Here is an 18,455-nt window from a genome sequence, read left to right on the forward strand (position 1 = left end):
TGCGACACTAAGCAGCACCGGCGGCCTTTCGATCAAATGCAATGATCGAGCCGCTTTATGCGTCAGGCGCATAAATTGCCGCGAAAGGACGGTCGTTACGCGTAACCTTCGTCACCTTTGGGTTCAGATGCTGCTCGGAATCGCGGCCGGTACGCTGATCGGCGTCTGGCTGCCCGACCTCGGCCGCGCGCTGGGTCCGCTCGGCATCGCCTTTGTGAAGGCGATGCGGATGATGGTGTCGCCGGTCCTGTTCTGCACGATCGTCGAGGGAATCGTGCGCCACGGCGCGGCCCGCGACACCGGCGCGACCGTGTTGCGCAGCATCCTGATCTTCCTCGCAATTACCCTCGCCGCACTCGGGCTGGGGCTGGGCGCCGCGCTGATCCTCCATCCGGGCGAGGGGCTGGTGCTCGCCCCCGACACGGCGATGCTCGACCTCGTCGCGCAACAGGTCCGCGCGCGCGCGATCGCCGGGCCGGGCGATTTCCTGCTCCATATCGTCCCCGACACGTTGTTCTCTGCTTTCACCGCCGGCGACGTCCTGCCGGTGCTGTTCGTCGCCGCACTGGTCGGCTTCGGCCTGCTGCGCATCGGCGAAGCGGGCGCGCCGATCGTCCGCGGTATCGAGGCGCTGACGCGGTTGCAGTTCGCGATCTTCGGCTTCCTGATCCGCGCCGCCCCGGTCGGGGCGTTCGGGGCGATCGCCTTCACCGTCGGCACCTACGGCGTCGGCTTCATCGGGTCGCTCGGCATGCTGGTCGCGACGCTGGCGCTGGCCTGCGCCCTGCTGGTCGCGGGGCTGCTGCTGGCGGTAAGGCTGGCCACCGGCATCGGCCCCGGCGGGCTGTGGCGCCTGTTCCGCGACGAAATCCTGATCGTTCTCGGCACCTCCTCGACCGAGGTCGTGCTGCCGCGCCTGATCGAAAAGCTCGAGGCGATGGGGTGTCCGCGCGGCATCGTCGGGCTGACCGTACCACTTGGCTACTCACTGAACCTCGCCGGGACCGCCGTCTATCTGATCGTCGCGACGCTGTTCCTCGCCGAAGCGGTCGACGTGACCCTCTCCCCCTCGCGCATCCTCGCCTATTTCGCGGTGATGCTGGTCACGTCGAAGGCGGCGGCCGGGGTGACCGGCAGCGGCTTTTCGGCACTGCTGCTCACCCTGTCGCTGATGCCCGACGTCCCCGTGGGGGCGGCGGCGCTGCTGATCGCGATCGACCGCTTCCTGTCCGAAATCCGCGCGCTGACCAGCGGTACCGCCAATGTCGCCGCGTCGCTGCTGGTCACCCGGTGGAGCGGGGTCCGCCCCGCCCTACCGACCCCACGCCGCGGCGAGTAGCGCCATCAGCCGGGTCGCGGTTGGTGAAAGCGTCGCCGACGCGCGGCGCAGCACGCCGATCGTCCGCACGACCTCCGCGCCGGCCAGCGGCCGCCACACCAGATCGCGCGCTTCCGGCCCCTCACAGGCGAGGCGCGGCAGCACCGATGGCCCGAGTCCCGCCTGCACCAGCGCCAGCGCTGAGGTCAGCCGCGTCACTTCGTAGAACCAGCGCAACTCGATCCCCGCCCGCGCCAGCCCGGCGTCGAGCGCCGTCCGGTTGCCGCTTCCCATATGCACCGTCACCAGCCGCATGCCCGCAAGGTCGGCCCAGCCCGGTGCGGGCATCGCGGCCAGCGGATCGTCGCGCCGGCAGACCAGGCCATAGGGATCGTCGGTCAGCGGCTCGAACGACAGGTCGGCATCCGACAGCACCGGCAGGGTGATGGCGAACTCCGCCTCGCCGGTCCGCACCGCCTCGGCACATTCGGTCGCCGACAGGTCGAGCACGCGGACGCGGACGTTGCGATATTCCTGCCCGAACTGTTCCAGCACGTCGGGCAGGAACCGCACCGTCGCGCTGGGGATGCTGGCGACGGTCAGCCGCCCGGCGCGCCGCTCGCCCAGTGCCATCATGCCCAGCAGCGAATGGTCGACCTCCTCCAGCAACCGCCGCAGCAGCGGTACGATCTCCTGCCCTGCGGGGGTCAGCCGGACGCTGCGGGTCGTCCGTTCGAGGAGCGGCGTGCCGACCATCGCCTCCAGCTTCTGCACCCGCCGGCTGAGCGCGGGCTGCGACAGGTTGAGCTGTTCCGCCGCGCGCAGGAAGCTCTTGCCCTCCGCCACGGCGAGGAGTGCGCGCAGGTCCAGCAACTCGCAATTCAACTGGGACATGCATCACTCTACGGCGTTGCGGGAAATCGGATGCCGGCTTGGCGCTGCCGCGCTCGATCCGGCAGCCTGGCCGGAAGATGGACGTTCCGCACGCCGGGGTCCAGAGTCCGGCGCCATATTCGAACAGGACGAATGCGGCCGCCCTCCCGAAAGGGGGGCGGCCCGTCTTGATCATTTCGCGGAACCGGAACCTGGATAACGAACGCCGATCTGATCGAGATAGGTTGGATATTTGCTCGCGTCGTAGTAATATTTCTCCATCTCGGGCCGCATCTCGCGCATCAGCTTTTCGTTCAGCCAGATCGCAGGCTTGTCGTCCGGGCCGATCAGCGGGGCATAGCTGTCGGTCTTGAGCTGGACGTCGCGGAAATAGGTCTTGGCCGCGCTGACCAGTTTCGGGGTGGTCATCAGGTCGAGCACGGTCATCGCCACCGCCTTGGCACCCGCCTCCACGCCCTTGTGCGCGATCGGCGTCGCCATCGCCATTGCCGAGGAGATGTGATGGCCGATCATGTTCGGGATGTTCGACGGGAAACGGACGGTGATCGTTGGCACCGTCCACATGATGTCGCCGATATCGTCCGACCCGCCGCCGAACACTGCGGTTCGGTTTTCGGGGGTGCTTAGCGGGCTGGGCGCGCTGCGCAGCGCTTCCACCTTGCGGCCGTTGGTTTCCTGCACCGTCTTGGCAAAGGCCTGATCGGCGGGCGTCCATTTCGGCATGCCGACCGCCGTGATGTTGGCATAGGCGGCTTCGGCGAGCGGCTTGTTGCCGAAATTGGGCGCGGCATAGCCGAGGATCTGGCGCGTCACCGTCGTTCCGCTGGCGCGCGCGGCACCCTCGGCGATCTCGTTGCCGGTATCGAACAGCGTCTTGACCCCGGCAAAGGTGCGGTCGCGGAAATAATACCACACCGACGCAGTGTCGGGCACGATATTGGGCTGCCCGCCGCCATTGGTGATGACGTAATGCGACCGCTGCGTGACGGGCAGATGCTCGCGCCGGAAATTCCATGCGGTGTCCATCAGTTCGACGCCGTCGAGCGCCGAGCGGCCCTCCCACGGCATGCCGCCGGCATGCGCGGTCTTGCCGTGGAACGTATATTCGACCGAGACCATGCCGTTCATGCCGAGTTCGCCATAGGCGGTGCCGAAGTCGCTGCTGACGTGCGAGAAGATCGAGGCGTCGACATCCTTGAACACGCCGGCGCGGACATAATAGGCCTTTGTCGCCAGCAATTCCTCCGCGACGCCGGGCCACAGCATCAGCCGGCCGGGGATCTTGTTCTTTTCCATCACCTGCTTGGCGGCGATCGCGGCGGCGATCATCATCGGCATGCCCGAATTATGTCCTTCGCCATGGCCCGGCGCGCCGGGCACCAGCGGCTTCTGCTGCGCCACGCCCGGCATCTGCGACAGGCCGAGCAGCCCGTCGATATCGCTGCCGAGCGCGATCAGCGGGCCGCCCGAACCCCAGGTCGCAACGAAGGCGGTCGGCATGCCCGCGACACCGCGTTCGACCTTGAACCCGTTCTTTTCGAGGACATCGGCCAGATAAGCAGACGTGCGCACCTCCTGAAACCCGGGTTCGGCGAAGCTGAACACGGTGTCGACCATCACCTGGATATCCTTGGCCTGCGCGTCGACGGCGGCGGCGGCCTCGACCTTCAGCGGCTTGGGCGCCTGCGCCATGGCCGGGGTGAGGGCGGTGCCGGCCATCGCGGCGATCAGCAGCGCGGCTGCGCCCTTGTGCAGATAGGTCATCTTGTCACTCCCCTTGGATAGGTCAGAATTTGATGGTGAAGGCGACGCGGAAGGTGCGACCGATCACGTCGTACATCGACCGCGCGGTCTGGGCGTAGGCGGGCACGTTGTTGCCGTCGGGGCCGTTGCCGACCAGCACCGGATCGCGGTTCGTTAGATTGTTGACGATGAAGTTCAGGCTGCCCTGATGCCCGCCGGCGTTGAGCTTCACCCCGACCGATGCGTCGAGGTACATCATGCCGGGAATGTTGTTTTCGTTGATCGTGCGCGCACGCGTTGTCGAGGTCGGGCATCCCGCGGTGCATTCGATATAGTCGTTGCCATAGACGCCGTTGCCGAACCCGCGCGCGACCAGGTTCAGGCTGACCGGATCGAGTTCGTAGAAGGCGCTGACCCGGTAGCGCCAGCTTGGCACCGAGAAGCCGCCCGACAGGCTGCCGCCATTCACTCCGGCATAGTCGATCGGGAAGATCCCGTTGTCGATTACGTTCGAGATGTAATGCGTCGCCGCGCCATGGATGCTGATCCGGCCGGGCAGCGACCCGCTGATCGCCGACAGGTCGGTGCGATAGCTCGCCTCGATATCGAAGCCGCGTTCATGCTGGCTGGCGAAGTTGAACGGCTGGATGATGATCCGTTGCAACGCGCCGCCGGTATAGACGATGTTGCCGCAATATTGGTTCGACCCGGTGTAGCAGAAATCGACGGTATTCTGCGACGTGATCGATCCGATCGCATCGTCGATCGTGATGTCGAAATAGTCGAACGAGGCGGTAAAGCCGGAGACGAAGCCGGGACTGAACACCGCGCCCAGCGTCCATGTCTTGGCCCGTTCGGGGTCGAGGCTCGTATTACCGATCGTCGTTTCGAGGAACTGCTGCGATCCGGTCAGCGGCGCGTTCGACGGCAGGATGACCGTGTTGGTCCGCGCGGTGCCTGCCGCGAACAGTTCCTGCAGATTGGGGGCGCGGATGTCGCGGCTATAGGTACCGCGGAACTTGATGTCGGGGACCGGCTGCCACGTCGCGCCCACCTTCCACGTCTGGACCGTGCCCGAGGTCGAATAATCGGTATAGCGCCCGGCACCGTTCAGGTTCAGTCCGGGCAGCACCGGCAGGTCGACTTCGACGAACCCTTCCTTCACCGAATATTCGCCGCGATTGACCAGATAGTTGCCGTACAGCCAACCCGACGAGAATTGCGGGTCGACGGTGCCGTCAATCTGTTCCTTGCGCCATTCGCCGCCGAACGCGATCGCCGCAACCCCGCCGGGCAGTTTGAACAGCGCGCCGTTGACGCTCGCGGCGGCGACGTCCTGCTGGATCGTTTGGTCGCGCTGCGGCTGTGCGGTGCCGTAAATGTAGGAGAGCGCCGCCGCCGACACGCCGCCGGTGCCCAGCCGGTCGATCGGAACGCAGCCGTTGGTCGGATTGGTCAGCGTCGACCGGCAGACGATCTGCCCACCCGACAGCACCGCATCCTGCGCCAGCGCCATGCGGGCATTGTTCCAGGTGTTGGTCAGCTCCTCATGCGACTTGGTCGCGCCATGCTGGTAATAGCTGTCCCACGTCCATCGTTGCCCAAATAGCTGGAATTTGCCTTTGGCACCGAGAACGTAGCGATAGACTTCGCGCGTATTGTCGCTGCCCGGTACCGGAAAGCCGAAATTCGACGTGCCGATCGCGATCGAGGCGAGGCCATTGGCGCGCATCGCCGCCGCGACCGCCGGATATTGGCTCAGCAGATACGCATTGTCGCTACGGATGGTGACGTTGGTGCTCGGCGTCTGCTGGTAGAAACTCTGCCCGCGATAGCGGTTATACGACGCCTGGCCATAGACCTGCAGCGCGTCGCTGACGTCGAACGCGATCCGGTCGAAGAAGCTGATCCGCTCCTCGTGCGGGATCAGCGAATTGGTACCGACATGGCCCTCCAGCGTCGTCCGCCAGTCGCCGCCGATCATCCAGGGCGAAGAGGTGGCGTTGGTCGTGCCGAAGGTCAGTTGCCCGGTCTGACCGTCCCCCAGGAAATAGGTGCCGCGCAACGGCCCGGCGGTGATCAGCCCTCCCTTGGTATAGGTTGCCGGACCGAAACCCGATCCGACCAGCCGCTGGGGCAGGCCGTTGGTCGCGGTATAGGCGGGGTTGTTGATCTGGAAATAGCCATTGTCGTTCCAGTCGCGCGCGATCGTGTCGACGCCGTCCTGCCGGAAATATTCGCCGCTCAGCAGGACGTGCAGGCGGTCGTCGAACCCCGAGACGCCGATCGTCGCCGCCAACCGATAGTTGCGCCCGTCGCCGTAGGTCGAAATACCCTGATCGGCCGACAGCTTCAGCCCCTTGAACCGTTCGTCGAGGATGAAGTTGACGACGCCGCCGACCGCGTCGGACCCATATTGCGCCGATGCGCCGCCGGTAACGACCTCGACCCGCTCGACCAGATCCTGTGGGAAGGTGTTGATGTCAACGACGCCGTTGACCGCCGACGCCACCGAACGCTGCCCGTTGAGCAGTACCAGCGTGCGCCCGGCGCCAAGGCCGCGCAGATTGACCGAATTGATGCCGGCAATGCCGTTCGACAGCGATCCCGAACTGTTGCCCGACGTGCTGCCCTGCCCGATGCTGGGAAGCTGGTTCACGAAGTCGGAGATGTTGGCAGGCTTCTGCGCCTGAATATCGGCGGCGCCCAGCACGGTGACCGGGGTAGGGGCACTATAGCCGTCGCGGACGATGCGGCTGCCGGTGACGACGATGTCGTTGTCGACCTTTTCCTCGTCGGCCGCGTCCTGCGGCGCGTCCGTCGCGGCGGTGGCAGGCGAGGGTGCCGCCCCGGTCGCGTCCGCAACCTGCATTACCTGTCGTGCCCGACCCGGCGTTGGTGCGATTAGCGCCGCTGCGACCGTCGCCAGCAACGCCGCGCGTATGCTGACGTCGCAACCCGCCATCCGTTCGACCGCCCCTGTGCGCGTCTGTGTCCCCGCCATGTCGACTCCCCGAAGCTTTGTTCAAAAGCCTCCGGGCACCGCTCCCCCGACATCATTGTGGCGAACTCGACGGCATCGGGTGGAGAGCGGTCCGCTCGTCCGACCGAAGCCATCGGCGAAACGATCGGATGCCGATGCCGGCGTCCGACCGATTTCACGAAGTCCGTTGCCTAAGACAGGATGTTTCCCCCTGATCCTTTTCGTGAAGCGAATATTGCACGAAGTCGCGCGCATGATCCCGGCAAAATGTCGCTTATATTTCTGTCGTTTCTTCGAAATACGACGCCGAATCGTCGATCGACGCAGGATTTTGGGTCCGTTAGCGGCACCATGTGCCGTGATCCGGCAATCACCGGTCGCGATTCCCGAACAGCACCGGCGGCGCATTGCGATCCGCGACCTGCCGCATGACGAAACTGCTGCGGATACGCGCGACATGCGGCAGCTTCGACAACTCGCTGCGATAGACCCGGTCATAGTCGCCGAACGAGCGCACATGGACCATCATCACGAAATCGGTGTCGCCCGACACGAAACTGCAAAAGCTCATCGACGGGCAGCGTACCACCGCTTCCTCGAACTCGTTCAACACGTCCTCGGCCTGCGACCGCAGTTCGATCGACACCAGCACGGTCACGCCGAACCCCAATCGCTCCATGTCGAGATTGGTCGTGTAGCTGTTGATCGCCCCGCGTTCTTCAAGGAACTTGCGCCGCCGTGCTGCGGCGGTACTCGAAAGGTGAACACGTTCGCCCAATGCAACGTCGGATATGCGTCCGTCCGCGGTTATTTCCTGCAGAAGCCGATAATCGGTTTGGTCGAGCGCGAGCGGTTCCTCCATCGTACAAACGGCCTCCTGCTAGGTCGTTGTGCAACGCACAAGAATTCGCCCGCACCGTCAATCCGCAAAATGCGGCGCGTCAGTTACGGTATATGCCGGCACTAAGCGGTACAGCGCACCACCGATCGCTAAGGCATGCTTCCCGCAGTGTAACCGCCGCGTCATGCCATCGTCGCTTAGCTTTCATCATGCGCCGTCAGTGGGGCGCCCTGTATTGCAAAGGGGCAGACATGGTTGGGCGTATCGCATTTTCCTCCATCCTGCTGGCGTCGGCATCCTGCTTCGCCATGCCGGCCGTGTCGGCGCAGGCATCGGCACAGCCCGTCGCGGACGCCAAGGACGCAGGCGGTAACGACATCATCGTCACCGCACAGAGGATCGAACAGCGTGCCAGGGACGTGCCGATCACGGCGTCGACCGGGTTCCTGCGCAACGCGTTCGACCGGGATGATCTGCTCGACGCCGGCAATACCGGCGGCGGCTCCGGCATCCCAACCTTTATCCCCGGCGAGCCGCGCTTCTACGGTGCGCAACTGACCGCCCGTTTCTAACAAGGATGATGACGATGACGATGATCGGACGACGCGGCGCATTGGCGCTGATCGGCGGCGGGGCGGGGATGCTGGTGCCGGGGGCGGCGGCCAGCGCAGCGACGGCGCGGTTCGACCACGGGGTCGCCAGCGGCGATCCGGCGACGGACGGCGCGGTGCTGTGGACCCGCGCGACTGTCGATACGGGGGCGGGGGACGTCGCGCTCGACTGGCACGTCGCCGAAGCGCCCGATGCCAAACCTTACCGTTCGGGACGGGTGACGGCGCGTGCGGCGGCGGACCATACGGCGAAGGTCGAGGCGACCGGCCTCGCCCCCGGTCGCGACTATCATTTCTGGTTCATCGCGCCCGACGGCACGCGCTCCCCCGTCGGGCGGTTCCACACGCTGCCGCGTGGCAGGGTCGACCGGCTGGTAATCGCCATCGCCTCCTGCCAGCTCTTTCCCGGCGGACTGTTCAACGCCTATGCCGACATGGCGGCGCTGCCGCAGCTCGATGCGGTCCTGCACCTCGGCGACTATATCTATGAATATGGCGCCGACGGTTATGGCGCGGACATCGGTCGCACGCTGGGCCGATTGCCCGATCCGCCGCACGAGATCGTCGCGCTCGACGATTATCGCCGCCGCCATGCGCAGGTGAAGCGCGATCCCGATATGCAGGCGGCGCATGCCCGTGCGGCGTTCATCTGCGTCTGGGACGATCACGAGGTCGCCAATGATGGCTGGGTCGGTGGGGCGGAGAACCATGACCCCGCGACCGAGGGCGACTGGACCGCGCGCAAGGCGGCGGCGATGCAGGCCTATTTCGAATGGATGCCGATCCGCGAAACCCGACGTGGACTGGGGCGCGAAGCCATCTATCGCAGCTTCGAGTTCGGCGATCTCGCGACGCTGGCGATGGTGGAGACGCGGTTACTGGCCCGGTCGCAACAGGCCGCGTTCAAGGGGGACGCACCCGAGCCGGACGAGGTTGCCGCCGTGCTGGCGACACGCGCCCGACCCGACCGCGAGATGCTGGGTGCCGAGCAGCAGCGCTGGCTCGAACAGGTGTTGTCGCAATCGGTCGCGGCGGGGAAACCATGGCAGTTGCTCGGCAATCAGGTGGTGATGGCGCGCGTCGCCGGACCCGATCTGCCGGTGCTGATGGGTCGGGAGCGCTATGAAGCGGCGCTGGCGACGATGCCCGCCTCCTTCCGCCAACGCCTGCCGGCACTGGTCGCGGGCTATCGTGCGGGGGTGCCGTTCAGCCTCGATTCGTGGGACGGCTATCCGGCGGCGCGCGAGCGGCTGTACGCCGCCTTTGCCCGGGCCGGCAGCCGACCAGTGGTGTTGTCGGGCGACAGCCACGCCGCATGGTCGAACGACCTGTATGATGCAGGCGGGCGGCTGGCCGCGGTCGAGTTCGGCTGTACGGCGATTACCAGCCCGTCCTATGGCGCGCTGCTACCCGGTATCGGCAAGCTGGTGGCCGAAACGAACCGCGAGGTCCTGTTCTGCGATCAGGATCACAAGGGCTATTCGCTGCTGACGCTGACCCCCGATGCGGTCGTGACCGAGCATGTCGCGGTGTCGAGCGTCATGGCGAAACCGTTCACCCGCACCGTCGCCGCGCGCCACCGGGTGACGACCGACCGGTCGAAGGGGATCGTCGACGCATGAAGGGAAACCGGGCGGGGGACTGCTCCCGCCCGTTTTTCCAGGACTCCGGCGTACCGACGGAGATTGTCACCGACAGGTCATCGATCCGTCGCGCAGGATTAACCAACGCATCGCAGGGCGCGCCCCGAAAGGACGGCAGTTCAGCACGTCCGGGGGGAATATCATGACTGCACGCCTATGGCTGCTCGGCACCGCACCGATCGCACTTATCGCATCTTCCGCGCATGCGCAGGAACCCGTCGTCGTGGCAGCGACTGCCGCACCCGATGTCGACGAAGCTGCTCCGGTCGAGGGCGATGAGATCGTCGTCCTTGGCTTTGGCCAGACCCGACAGGTGCAGACGATCTCGGCGGCCGACATGGAGCGGCTGACCCCCGGTACGTCGCCGCTGAAAGCGGCGGCCAAGCTGCCTGGCGTCAATTTCCAGTCGGCCGACGCATTCGGTGCCTATGAATGGTCGACGCGCATCTCGCTGCGCGGCTTCAACCAGAACCAGCTGGGCTTCACGCTCGATGGCGTGCCGCTCGGCGACATGAGCTATGGCAACGTCAACGGCCTGCACATCAGCCGCGCGATCCTGTCGGAAAATATCGCGACGACGACCGTCGCACAGGGTGCCGGTGCGCTCGGCACCACCTCGACAAGCAACCTGGGCGGGACCCTCGAGTTCGTCAGCCGCAAGCCGTCCGACACCGCCGATGTCGTCGCATCGGGCACCTATGGCAGCAACGATACCGTCCGTGCCTTCGCCCGGATCGACAGCGGCGACATGGGTGGCGGGCTGATGGGCTATCTGTCCTATGGCTATCTCGGCACCGACAAGTGGAAGGGCTTCGGCATACAGCGCCAGCACCAGGCCAATGCCAAGCTGGTCAAGGAAATCGATACGCGTGGCAGCATCACCGCGTTCGTCAATTTCTCCGACCGGCGCGAAAACGACTATCAGGATCTGAGCTACGACATTATCGCCCGTCGCGGCCTGCGTGCCGACAATATCTCGAACGACTATCCAACCGCGCTGCAGATTGGCCGCGTGTACCAGAATCAGGCGGCGCGCAGCGCCTATGCCGCCGCCAATGGCGGTTCGACCGCCGGCTTCGTGGCACCCTGGACCGGAGCGGGCTTCACCTTCCCGACCGGGTTCGGCACCGTTGACGATGCCTATTACGATGCCGCCGGGCTGCGGCGCGACTGGTTGGGCGGGCTGACCGTCGATGCGAAGCTGACACCCGAATTGTCGCTGACCTCGACCAGCTATTATCATCACAACAAGGGGCAAGGGTCGTGGATCACCCCCTATTCGCCGACCCCGGCGGGCGCGCTCGGCCCCGACGGCACCGCGCTGCCGGCTTCGGCGACCTCCACCAGCGGTCTTGCCTCGCCGCTCGGTTTCCGGACCACCGAATATGGCATCGACCGTGCCGGCAACCAGACGCGCATGGCGCTGACCACCGGCGACAACCGGATCGAGATCGGCCTGTGGTACGAAACCAACACCTTCCAGCAAGCGCGCCGCTTCTACGGAATGAACGACGCCGCGTCGCCGAACCGCAATGTGCGCGATTTCCAGGCCAATGCCTATCGCACCCAATGGGACGGGAAGTACGACACCGAGACGCTGCAATATCACATCGCGGATACGCTCGACCTCGGCGCGCTGACGCTGAACGGCGGGTGGAAGGGGCTGCGCGTGAACAACGCCGCCAATCTGCGGACCGGCTCGTTGGTCGTCGGTGAGATCAAGGCGCGCGACTGGTTCCTGCCACAGGCGTCGGCGCTGTACCGCCTCGGCGGCGGGGCGGAATTGTTCGCCAGCTATACCGAGAATCTGCGGGCCTTCGTATCCGCGGCGACCACCGGTCCGTTCGCGACGACACAAAACGGGTTCAACGCGATCCGTGCGACGCTGAAGCCCGAAACCTCGAAGACGATCGAGGGCGGCGCGCGCCTGCGCTCGGGCGGGCTGCAATTGTCGGCGGTCGCCTATCATGTCGATTTCGCGAACCGGCTGCTGAGCTTCGCCAATGGCGCCGGAATCATCGGCAACCCGCCGACGCTGAACAATGCCGGCAGTGTCGAAAGCTATGGTGCCGAACTCGCCGCGACCTATCGCGTCATTCGCCCGCTAACGCTGTTCGCCAGCTATTCGTACAACAAGGCGACCTATCGTGACGACGTCCGCAACGCGGCGGGCGTGGTGCTGCAACCGACTGCGGGCAAGACCGTGGTCGATACCCCCGAGCATATGGCGAAGGGGGAAATCGCCTATGACGACGACCGCTTCTTCGCCCGGGTCGGCGGCGACTATCTATCGAAGCGCTACTTCACCTATCTGAACGACCAGTCGGTCGGTTCCCGGCTGCTGGTCGACGCCAGCATCGGCTATCGCCTGACCGGCATCGGGGGCGTACTCGACGGATTGGCGATCGAGGGTAGCGTCAACAATTTGACCAACCGGCGGTATATCGCGACCATCGGCACCAACGGCTACACCGCGCGGGGCGACAACCAGACGCTGCTCGCGGGCGCGCCGCGTCAGTGGTTCGTGACGCTGCGTCGCGGTTTTTGACCCGAGCGGACCGGCGGGATGATCCTCTCATCCTGCCGGCCGCCATGCTGATGCAAATGTTCGCCGGCAAGGCGTCTCGATCGGGATGGGCGGCGCATGGCGTGTCGCTACGGTAAGGTTACGACCGGGCGGATTTGCCGACATTTTCCCCGAAAGCACATATCGGGGGACCAGGTGGCGGAGCGGGAGGCCGTTGAACCAAACTCCGAAACCCGCAGAAAACCGTCTCTGAAAATCGGTTCGGGACATTCCGTCCATGTTTTATACCATGGACGGAAAATCTCCCCAAACCGGAAGTCAGGATCGGAGATCATCGGTTGCGGATGATCAGCTCCGTCACCTTGCGCCCGGCGCCGGCTGCATGGCCCGACACCGTCCAGGTCGTCGCGACCTCCTCGATCGCGAAGCGCGCGAACGTCTCACGCACGAACGGGGTCGCGTTGATCGACAGCACGAAGCCGCCAGCGATACCGTCCAGCTGCTCGGCCATCGCGACGTACTGGTCCCGTCCGAACGGCAGGCCATAACCGGTCGTCTCATCGTACGGCGGGTCGAGATAGAACAGCGCGTCCGGCGCGTCGTACCGCCGGATCAGATCCGCATAGTCCAGCTGCTCGATCACCACCGGCGCCAGGCGCGCGCTTAGCGCCTTCAGATCGACGCGGAGCTTTGCGTGGTTGAAGCGCGACGGACCGCCGCGGTTGACCCCGTAGGTGCGGCCTTCGACCTTCCCCCCGAACGCCAGGCGCTGAAGGAAGAGGAAGCGGACCGCACGGTCGATATCGGTCAGCGTCGCCGGATCAACCCGGCGCTGGCGATCAAATTCCTGCCGGCTGGCAAACAGCAGCTCGAGCTCGTCGACGAACGGGCGGTAGTGCCGGCGGACGACGCGGAACAGGTTGGCGACGTCGCAGGACAAGTCGTTGATCACCTCGACCGGCGCCGGCCGGGGACGGCGAAGGAAAACGCCGCCCATGCCGACGAACGGCTCGATATAGGCGCGGTGCGGGATCGTCTCGATGATCGCGCACAGGCGCACGGCTAGATTGCGCTTGCCGCCCATGTAGGGGGCAGGCGGACGGGCAACAGGCAGTTCGGTCAAAGTCAGCATCTTCCACAAGGAAGCACGTCAGCTAACGCGTGCTGATGACGCCGCGATCGCGGCGAGGGCCGCAACCCTCCGAACCGCCGGACCTCGCGGATCCGAAGGTTAGGACGATCGCGGTTGTCCGGAGTTGAGGCCGAAGCTCAGACCTAAGCTGCTGGGGTGGCCTTCGGGGTTTCGCTGGCGGATCGCCTGCCTAACCACCTGGTACCGGGTGGTTAGCTGAGCAGCACAGGCGACTGCCTCCCGCGTATTCCCCGAAGGTCTTATATTCCGCAGGCCACCCGGCAAAACCGGTCAGCCTGTGTCCGCGCGCGCGGGCTGATCCTCACTGCTAAATTCGGACCAGCCCGGTCGCTATGCCCTGCCGGGCAAGGTGCCTCAAGAGGCGATCGCAGACCCGTCAATCACGATCCGGAAGCGCGTCGACGCGCCGATCGCCAGCGTGCCGATGTCGAACACGACGTGGATTGAATCGTCACCCTTGCGCTTGGTGCCGACCGGCAGCGCGGTGATGGCATAGGGATCGAGCGTCGGCGGGACGGCGGTCGCCAGCCCGATCGTCGCGCGAGGATCGTCGCTGCCGACCAGCAGCACCCGGTCGCCCGCCATCGTCGCCCGGGCCCGACCGCGCTCCACGACCTCGTTGACGGTCTCGAACGCCCCGGGCTGGTCGAAGTCGATCAGGCGCATATACCGCAGGTCGACCAGCTCGGCGCCGGTCCGGTTGGTCAGCTCGACGTCGATCGCGATCAGCTTTCCGTCAACCGAGATCCGCTGGTCGACGAAGACCTTCTCCGGGGTGTTGCCAACGAAACGGATCGCATCCGCCTCTGCCGACACGGCGCCGGCGATCTGGGTATAGCCGGTCAGCAGCGCCGATGCCGACTGGACCTTCTTGCCGTCCACGCGGTGCGCAACGACGAAGCCTTCGACCGATCGGCCATACATGATCGCGTCGGCCATCAGCGGCATCGTGGCGTGGCAGAAGAGCGCGGCGCGCAGGAAGCCGCGATCGGCATCGGTCGGGATGCCAGCGGGCAGCGGGCCAGCGGTGCCGAGACTGCCGAGGCGACCGACACCCAAGGTGTAAAAGTCGGTCAGCAGGAAAGCCTCGAGCTTGCCGGCGTCGGTGGTGAAGGTGGCGGTCCGGACCTTCGTTTGCGCTGGCGGCTGCACGATGACCGGCGCAGTCGTGCTGTAGGTCGTACCTTCGACAAGGTACAGCCGCTCGATGCCGACGAGGAAGCATACGCGGGTGCCCCAACGATAGGCGTACTTCCGCTTCTTTGTGTCCCAATCGCCTTCGGTCGTGTTCAGCACGGCGGGAAACTTGATCTGCTGGCCGGGCTGCAGCTTCGGGGTTGCGCCGTGCTTCGCATCAATCGTGGTGACGTCGGTCATGATTGCTCCACTTCGGATCAGACGGATTGTTGAAACCACGAAATTTGCCCAGATATGGGACAGGTGAGGCACCGGGCTTTCCGGCCTCGATCGTGGGGTGTGGGGGATGCCAAGGTGGCAGAAGGCTTGGCTGGCGTTCTGGCTGACGGCGTTGATTGCTATCAGCGGATTAGCGGTGTGGCGGGACAGCGATCCGGAGCGCGTCGAGTGGGAAAGGACGCGCCCGGCGAAGGTGCCGCTGTAGCGGCACCCTGACCGGCTTCGCCGGGATCACCCGTTCTTGATGAAGTTGTAGTAGGCCGTGCCGACGACGTTCGATCCCAGCTTGTTCAGGTGAATGCCGTCCGTGTGCATGTAGCCAGCGGCGGTTGCAGCTTCCAACGTCTCGAAACCCGGGATGGTCGTAATATCAAACAGCGCTACGCCCTTCGCCGCCGCAACGTCCTTAACTGCTTGATGCAGTTCGACCTGCTTCGACTGCGGCCGCGATCCTGTTGCAACCCAGTGCGGAACGATGAGCATTGCGTCCGCGCCGCACGCTTTGATGTCGTCCACCATGTCACCCAACCGGGTCGTGAACGTCGCAACCGCTACCCCGAGCGTATCGCTGCGAGCGTCGTTGATCCCCAGGTTGACCGAAACCAGCTTGATGCCGAGTTCGGTGATGATCCGACGCAATGCCTGCGGCGGGCCGTAGATCGGCGATAGACCATCCGGATTCCCGGCAGCACCGCGCCAGCTTGCCGTGGTCGCGCCGCTCCAACCACCGTTCATGACCATGACACCGCTTGCCGTCATGTCGCGGGCGATCACGGCAATGATGCGGTTGTTCGTGGTGGTGCTGGCGATCTTCGAAAGGCCGCTTACAGCTGGCGAACCAGACGTGGCTGTAGTGGAGGCGGCATAAGTGAACGTCGAGAACCGCAGTTCGTCGGCCGCCGCACTATCAGTCTTCGTGCCCGTGATCTGTACCCCAGATGCGCCGGGATAAAGCACGTTATAGGTCGAGAGGTTCGTCCCGAACGGATACATGATGTCGAGACGGCTGTACTTCTTCGTGCCGTCGTCATTGAACCCGAGCGCGGTAGTGCTGCCGCCGCCCGCCATGGCACCACCGATCGACATTTCGGGCGCAGCGGTCGATCCCCACTGGCCGTTGCGCAGGTCGGGCCGGTACGACAGCGTGCTGCCGCTGCCCATACCGCTGTCACCCATACCGGTCAGTGAGTTGCCGATGGACGGAAGGCCCATGTCCGTCTGGAACAGCTTGTTCGCCACGATCGGCGGCGAGTTGCCATAGGCGTTATTGTTGTACCCGTCCGCCGTGTCACCGCTTTGCGAACCTGCCGTGGTGCTGTCGCCCGCCGCGAACACTAAGGCCTGACCTTGGCCGGTTTTCGCCTTGTTGAGCTGCGCCTGCCACAGCGGCATCAACGTAGCCGCCCCCGCGGCAACCACCGACAGAGCGGTGTTGGTCGTCCGCGGGCTGTTGGTAGCCCCGGCTAAAGTTTCGACGACGTTGACTGCTCCCGACGCCGTCGGCGTACCAGTGATCGCGCCGGTCGAATTGTTGATCGACAGTCCGGCCGAGCCGGCGCCGGTCAGCGCTAAGTTGCTGCCTGCGGTCCGTCCGCTGACGGTACCGCTATAAGGCGAACCGACCGTGCCCGAAGACGGTGCCACCGAAACGGCGCTCAACGTTGGGCTGGGAGTTGGCGTAGGCGACGGCGTCGGCGTTACCCCACCGGGCATTCGATCGAGCGGCATCGGCACCGGGTACGCCCCGGCGCCAGACGTGACGAGTGCAGCGGCCGCGGTTTCCGTCAGGTCGAGCAGCACCGGCGCAAGGAATAGATACGGCGGATGAAAATAGAGAACCTTGGTCATGGATATGCTCCCGCAGGATCAGCGCGGCTGATCGGTGGTGCAGCCGGCAGGGGCGGTGCCGGTGCTCAGAATGGCGTCGAGGCAGGTCCGCTCGTGGCGGACGGCGGTGGCGCGGCCGTTCCCGCGGCCGATGGCCGCGACGGCTTCGGCGAACCGCTCCAGCAGCTCGGCGAGGAAGGCTTTCGGGACCGAGACCAGCTCGCCGGTTTGCGGTGCCGTCAGCGGCTTGATCGTCTCGGTCCGCGTCAGCGCTTCAGGGAGCGCCGGCAGTTTCGGCCGTTCGGTTCGCGCGAGCGATGCTCGCATTGAGGTCGTCGCGCAGCCGGTCGACAGGCACGACAGGAGGAGCAGCGCCGGCAACAGCCGGCGGCATGGCATCGATCGCATTGCGCAGATCCTCGATGGTGTGGCGGAGAAGGGTCTCGGACAGCGCGTCCGCGCGCACGGTCCGGTCGGCGATCGCCGTCGTCACATCCGCTGCCAGGCGCTCGTCACCGCGCGCCTCGGCAGTGCGCTGGCGATGCTGTTCGCCGATCGCGACCTTGGCGCTGGCGCCGCCGGCAGTCCGGCCGGAGCGATAGATCAGCGCGATCGCCAGCCAGATCGCGCCGCCGATCGCCAGCACCACCGCGGCGATCGCCAGCGGCTTCGCGGCCCGGGACGGAACCCCGAAGCCGATCGCCAGCTTGGCGAGCCGAGCGATCACAGGAAGAGGTATTCGCCGCGAGCGTCAAAGCTCGGGCAAGCCTTCACCCACTCGTTCTTATCGATGCGACCGTCGCCGTTCCGATCGGGCGAGAGGTCGCGGTGACCGCAGATCTTTGCCGTGGGATATTCCGCCTTCAGCGCGCGCAGCAGGTCGAGCAGCGCCGCCTTCTGTGCCGGGGTGCGGGTGTCCTTCGGCGTCTTGCCGTCGCTGGCAACGCCGCCGACGTAGCAGATCCCGACCGTTGTGCGGTTATGCCCTTCGACATGCGCGCCGGCGGTGCGCAGCGGCCGGCCGACTTCGATCGTGCCGTCGAGGCGGATGACGAAGTGATAGCCGATGTCCGACCATTTCTTGGCGAGATGCCAGCGGCGGATCTCGGCTGCGTCGACCGACTGCCCCTCGCGCGTCGCCGAGCAATGCACGACGATGCCGGTAATCGCACGATTGATCGGCGTGCGGACCGCGCGCAGCCACGCCGGCACCGCCCCGCCCAGCAGGCCGAGCCGTTCTGCAACCGCCGGCTGCGGCATGCCGCGGGCGATGATCACCAGGACGAACAGCGCGCCGCCGATCCATTCCTGGAAGCGGGCGGGGATGAAGGCGACGACCTCGGGCGGCAGCGACTGCCATGCGGCCTGCAGCGAGACCGGATCGATCGCCGCGAACAGCGACACCAGGGCACCGACCACGGCGATACGGACCGAATGCGCGCGCGCGAGCACGCGCCCCCGGGTAAGGAGCGACGTCAGCATTTGAATTCCTCTGGAAA

At 65.6% G+C, this 18,455-nt stretch carries 14 protein-coding genes; 4 read left to right on the top strand and 10 right to left on the bottom strand.

Going from position 1 to position 18,455, the window contains the following annotated elements:
• The first annotated feature begins 127 nt into the window (after positions 1 to 127).
• Complete coding sequence (locus AAIO73_RS16060; RefSeq protein ID WP_345879270.1) at positions 128 to 1,339, top strand: cation:dicarboxylate symporter family transporter; 1,212 nt, start codon at positions 128 to 130, stop codon at positions 1,337 to 1,339.
• Here the strand turns inward: AAIO73_RS16060 and AAIO73_RS16065 are convergent.
• From AAIO73_RS16065 to AAIO73_RS16080, 4 genes are all read right to left on the bottom strand, one after another.
• Positions 1,313 to 2,212, bottom strand: coding sequence for a LysR family transcriptional regulator (locus AAIO73_RS16065; protein ID WP_345879272.1), 900 nt, complete (start codon positions 2,210 to 2,212; stop codon positions 1,313 to 1,315). The genes AAIO73_RS16060 and AAIO73_RS16065 overlap by 27 nt on opposite strands.
• Before the next feature lie 171 nt (positions 2,213 to 2,383).
• The gene (locus AAIO73_RS16070; protein ID WP_345879275.1) at positions 2,384 to 3,976 is read right to left on the bottom strand and encodes an amidohydrolase; all 1,593 of its coding nucleotides are present in this window, start codon (positions 3,974 to 3,976) and stop codon (positions 2,384 to 2,386) included.
• Between the two features lie 22 nt (positions 3,977 to 3,998).
• Positions 3,999 to 6,959, bottom strand: coding sequence for a TonB-dependent receptor plug domain-containing protein (locus AAIO73_RS16075; RefSeq protein ID WP_345879276.1), 2,961 nt, complete (start codon positions 6,957 to 6,959; stop codon positions 3,999 to 4,001).
• 349 nt (positions 6,960 to 7,308) lie between these two features.
• Entirely contained in the window at positions 7,309 to 7,800 is a 492-nt protein-coding gene (locus tag AAIO73_RS16080) for an Lrp/AsnC family transcriptional regulator (protein ID WP_242119001.1), read from the bottom strand.
• Positions 7,801 to 8,030: 230 nt separating this feature from the next.
• Between AAIO73_RS16080 and AAIO73_RS16085 the strand changes: the two genes are divergently transcribed.
• The 3 genes from AAIO73_RS16085 (at position 8,031) to AAIO73_RS16095 (ending at position 12,581) form a co-directional block, all read left to right on the top strand.
• Complete coding sequence (locus AAIO73_RS16085) at positions 8,031 to 8,351, top strand: hypothetical protein (RefSeq protein WP_345879533.1); 321 nt, start codon at positions 8,031 to 8,033, stop codon at positions 8,349 to 8,351.
• 14 nt (positions 8,352 to 8,365) lie between these two features.
• Positions 8,366 to 10,012: an alkaline phosphatase D family protein gene (locus AAIO73_RS16090; protein ID WP_345879280.1), complete on the top strand. Its 1,647-nt coding sequence runs from the start codon at positions 8,366 to 8,368 to the stop codon at positions 10,010 to 10,012.
• A gap of 163 nt (positions 10,013 to 10,175) precedes the next feature.
• A complete protein-coding gene (locus tag AAIO73_RS16095) occupies positions 10,176 to 12,581 on the top strand; it encodes a TonB-dependent receptor domain-containing protein (RefSeq protein WP_345879282.1) in 2,406 nt (801 codons plus the stop codon).
• Positions 12,582 to 12,891: 310 nt separating this feature from the next.
• On the opposite strand, the gene AAIO73_RS16100 is transcribed toward AAIO73_RS16095, so the two are convergent.
• The 6 genes from AAIO73_RS16100 to AAIO73_RS16125 form a co-directional block, all read right to left on the bottom strand.
• The gene (locus tag AAIO73_RS16100; protein WP_345879283.1) at positions 12,892 to 13,644 is read right to left on the bottom strand and encodes a DNA adenine methylase; all 753 of its coding nucleotides are present in this window, start codon (positions 13,642 to 13,644) and stop codon (positions 12,892 to 12,894) included.
• Positions 13,645 to 14,067: 423 nt separating this feature from the next.
• Positions 14,068 to 15,090 carry a hypothetical protein gene (locus tag AAIO73_RS16105; protein WP_345879286.1) on the bottom strand — a complete coding sequence of 341 codons (1,023 nt, stop codon included), beginning with the start codon at positions 15,088 to 15,090 and terminating at the stop codon, positions 14,068 to 14,070.
• A 270-nt stretch (positions 15,091 to 15,360) separates the two neighbouring features.
• Positions 15,361 to 16,977 carry an SGNH/GDSL hydrolase family protein gene (locus tag AAIO73_RS16110; protein ID WP_345879288.1) on the bottom strand — a complete coding sequence of 539 codons (1,617 nt, stop codon included), beginning with the start codon at positions 16,975 to 16,977 and terminating at the stop codon, positions 15,361 to 15,363.
• Between the two features lie 18 nt (positions 16,978 to 16,995).
• Positions 16,996 to 17,283 carry a hypothetical protein gene (locus AAIO73_RS16115; RefSeq protein WP_345879289.1) on the bottom strand — a complete coding sequence of 96 codons (288 nt, stop codon included), beginning with the start codon at positions 17,281 to 17,283 and terminating at the stop codon, positions 16,996 to 16,998.
• On the bottom strand, positions 17,231 to 17,683 hold the full coding sequence (locus AAIO73_RS16120; protein WP_345879290.1) for a hypothetical protein: 453 nt from the start codon (positions 17,681 to 17,683) through the stop codon (positions 17,231 to 17,233). The genes AAIO73_RS16115 and AAIO73_RS16120 overlap by 53 nt, the downstream gene beginning before the upstream one ends.
• Positions 17,680 to 18,438: an N-acetylmuramoyl-L-alanine amidase gene (locus tag AAIO73_RS16125; RefSeq protein ID WP_345879292.1), complete on the bottom strand. Its 759-nt coding sequence runs from the start codon at positions 18,436 to 18,438 to the stop codon at positions 17,680 to 17,682. Before AAIO73_RS16125 ends, AAIO73_RS16120 begins: the two co-directional genes overlap by 4 nt.
• Positions 18,439 to 18,455 lie beyond the last annotated feature (17 nt).

The organism is Sphingomonas epibiotica, assembly GCF_039615155.1.
In the GTDB taxonomy this organism is placed as follows: domain Bacteria; phylum Pseudomonadota; class Alphaproteobacteria; order Sphingomonadales; family Sphingomonadaceae; genus Sphingomonas.

Coding starts and splice junctions, on each gene's coding strand:
- AAIO73_RS16060 (WP_345879270.1), top strand. CDS start 128: ATGCTGCTCGGAATCGCGGCCGGTACGCTGATCGGCGTCTGGCTGCCC.
- AAIO73_RS16065 (WP_345879272.1), bottom strand. CDS start 2,212: ATGTCCCAGTTGAATTGCGAGTTGCTGGACCTGCGCGCACTCCTCGCC.
- AAIO73_RS16070 (WP_345879275.1), bottom strand. CDS start 3,976: ATGACCTATCTGCACAAGGGCGCAGCCGCGCTGCTGATCGCCGCGATG.
- AAIO73_RS16075 (WP_345879276.1), bottom strand. CDS start 6,959: ATGGCGGGGACACAGACGCGCACAGGGGCGGTCGAACGGATGGCGGGT.
- AAIO73_RS16080 (WP_242119001.1), bottom strand. CDS start 7,800: ATGGAGGAACCGCTCGCGCTCGACCAAACCGATTATCGGCTTCTGCAG.
- AAIO73_RS16085 (WP_345879533.1), top strand. CDS start 8,031: ATGGTTGGGCGTATCGCATTTTCCTCCATCCTGCTGGCGTCGGCATCC.
- AAIO73_RS16090 (WP_345879280.1), top strand. CDS start 8,366: ATGACGATGATCGGACGACGCGGCGCATTGGCGCTGATCGGCGGCGGG.
- AAIO73_RS16095 (WP_345879282.1), top strand. CDS start 10,176: ATGACTGCACGCCTATGGCTGCTCGGCACCGCACCGATCGCACTTATC.
- AAIO73_RS16100 (WP_345879283.1), bottom strand. CDS start 13,644: ATGGGCGGCAAGCGCAATCTAGCCGTGCGCCTGTGCGCGATCATCGAG.
- AAIO73_RS16105 (WP_345879286.1), bottom strand. CDS start 15,090: ATGACCGACGTCACCACGATTGATGCGAAGCACGGCGCAACCCCGAAG.
- AAIO73_RS16110 (WP_345879288.1), bottom strand. CDS start 16,977: ATGACCAAGGTTCTCTATTTTCATCCGCCGTATCTATTCCTTGCGCCG.
- AAIO73_RS16115 (WP_345879289.1), bottom strand. CDS start 17,283: ATGCGAGCATCGCTCGCGCGAACCGAACGGCCGAAACTGCCGGCGCTC.
- AAIO73_RS16125 (WP_345879292.1), bottom strand. CDS start 18,438: ATGCTGACGTCGCTCCTTACCCGGGGGCGCGTGCTCGCGCGCGCGCAT.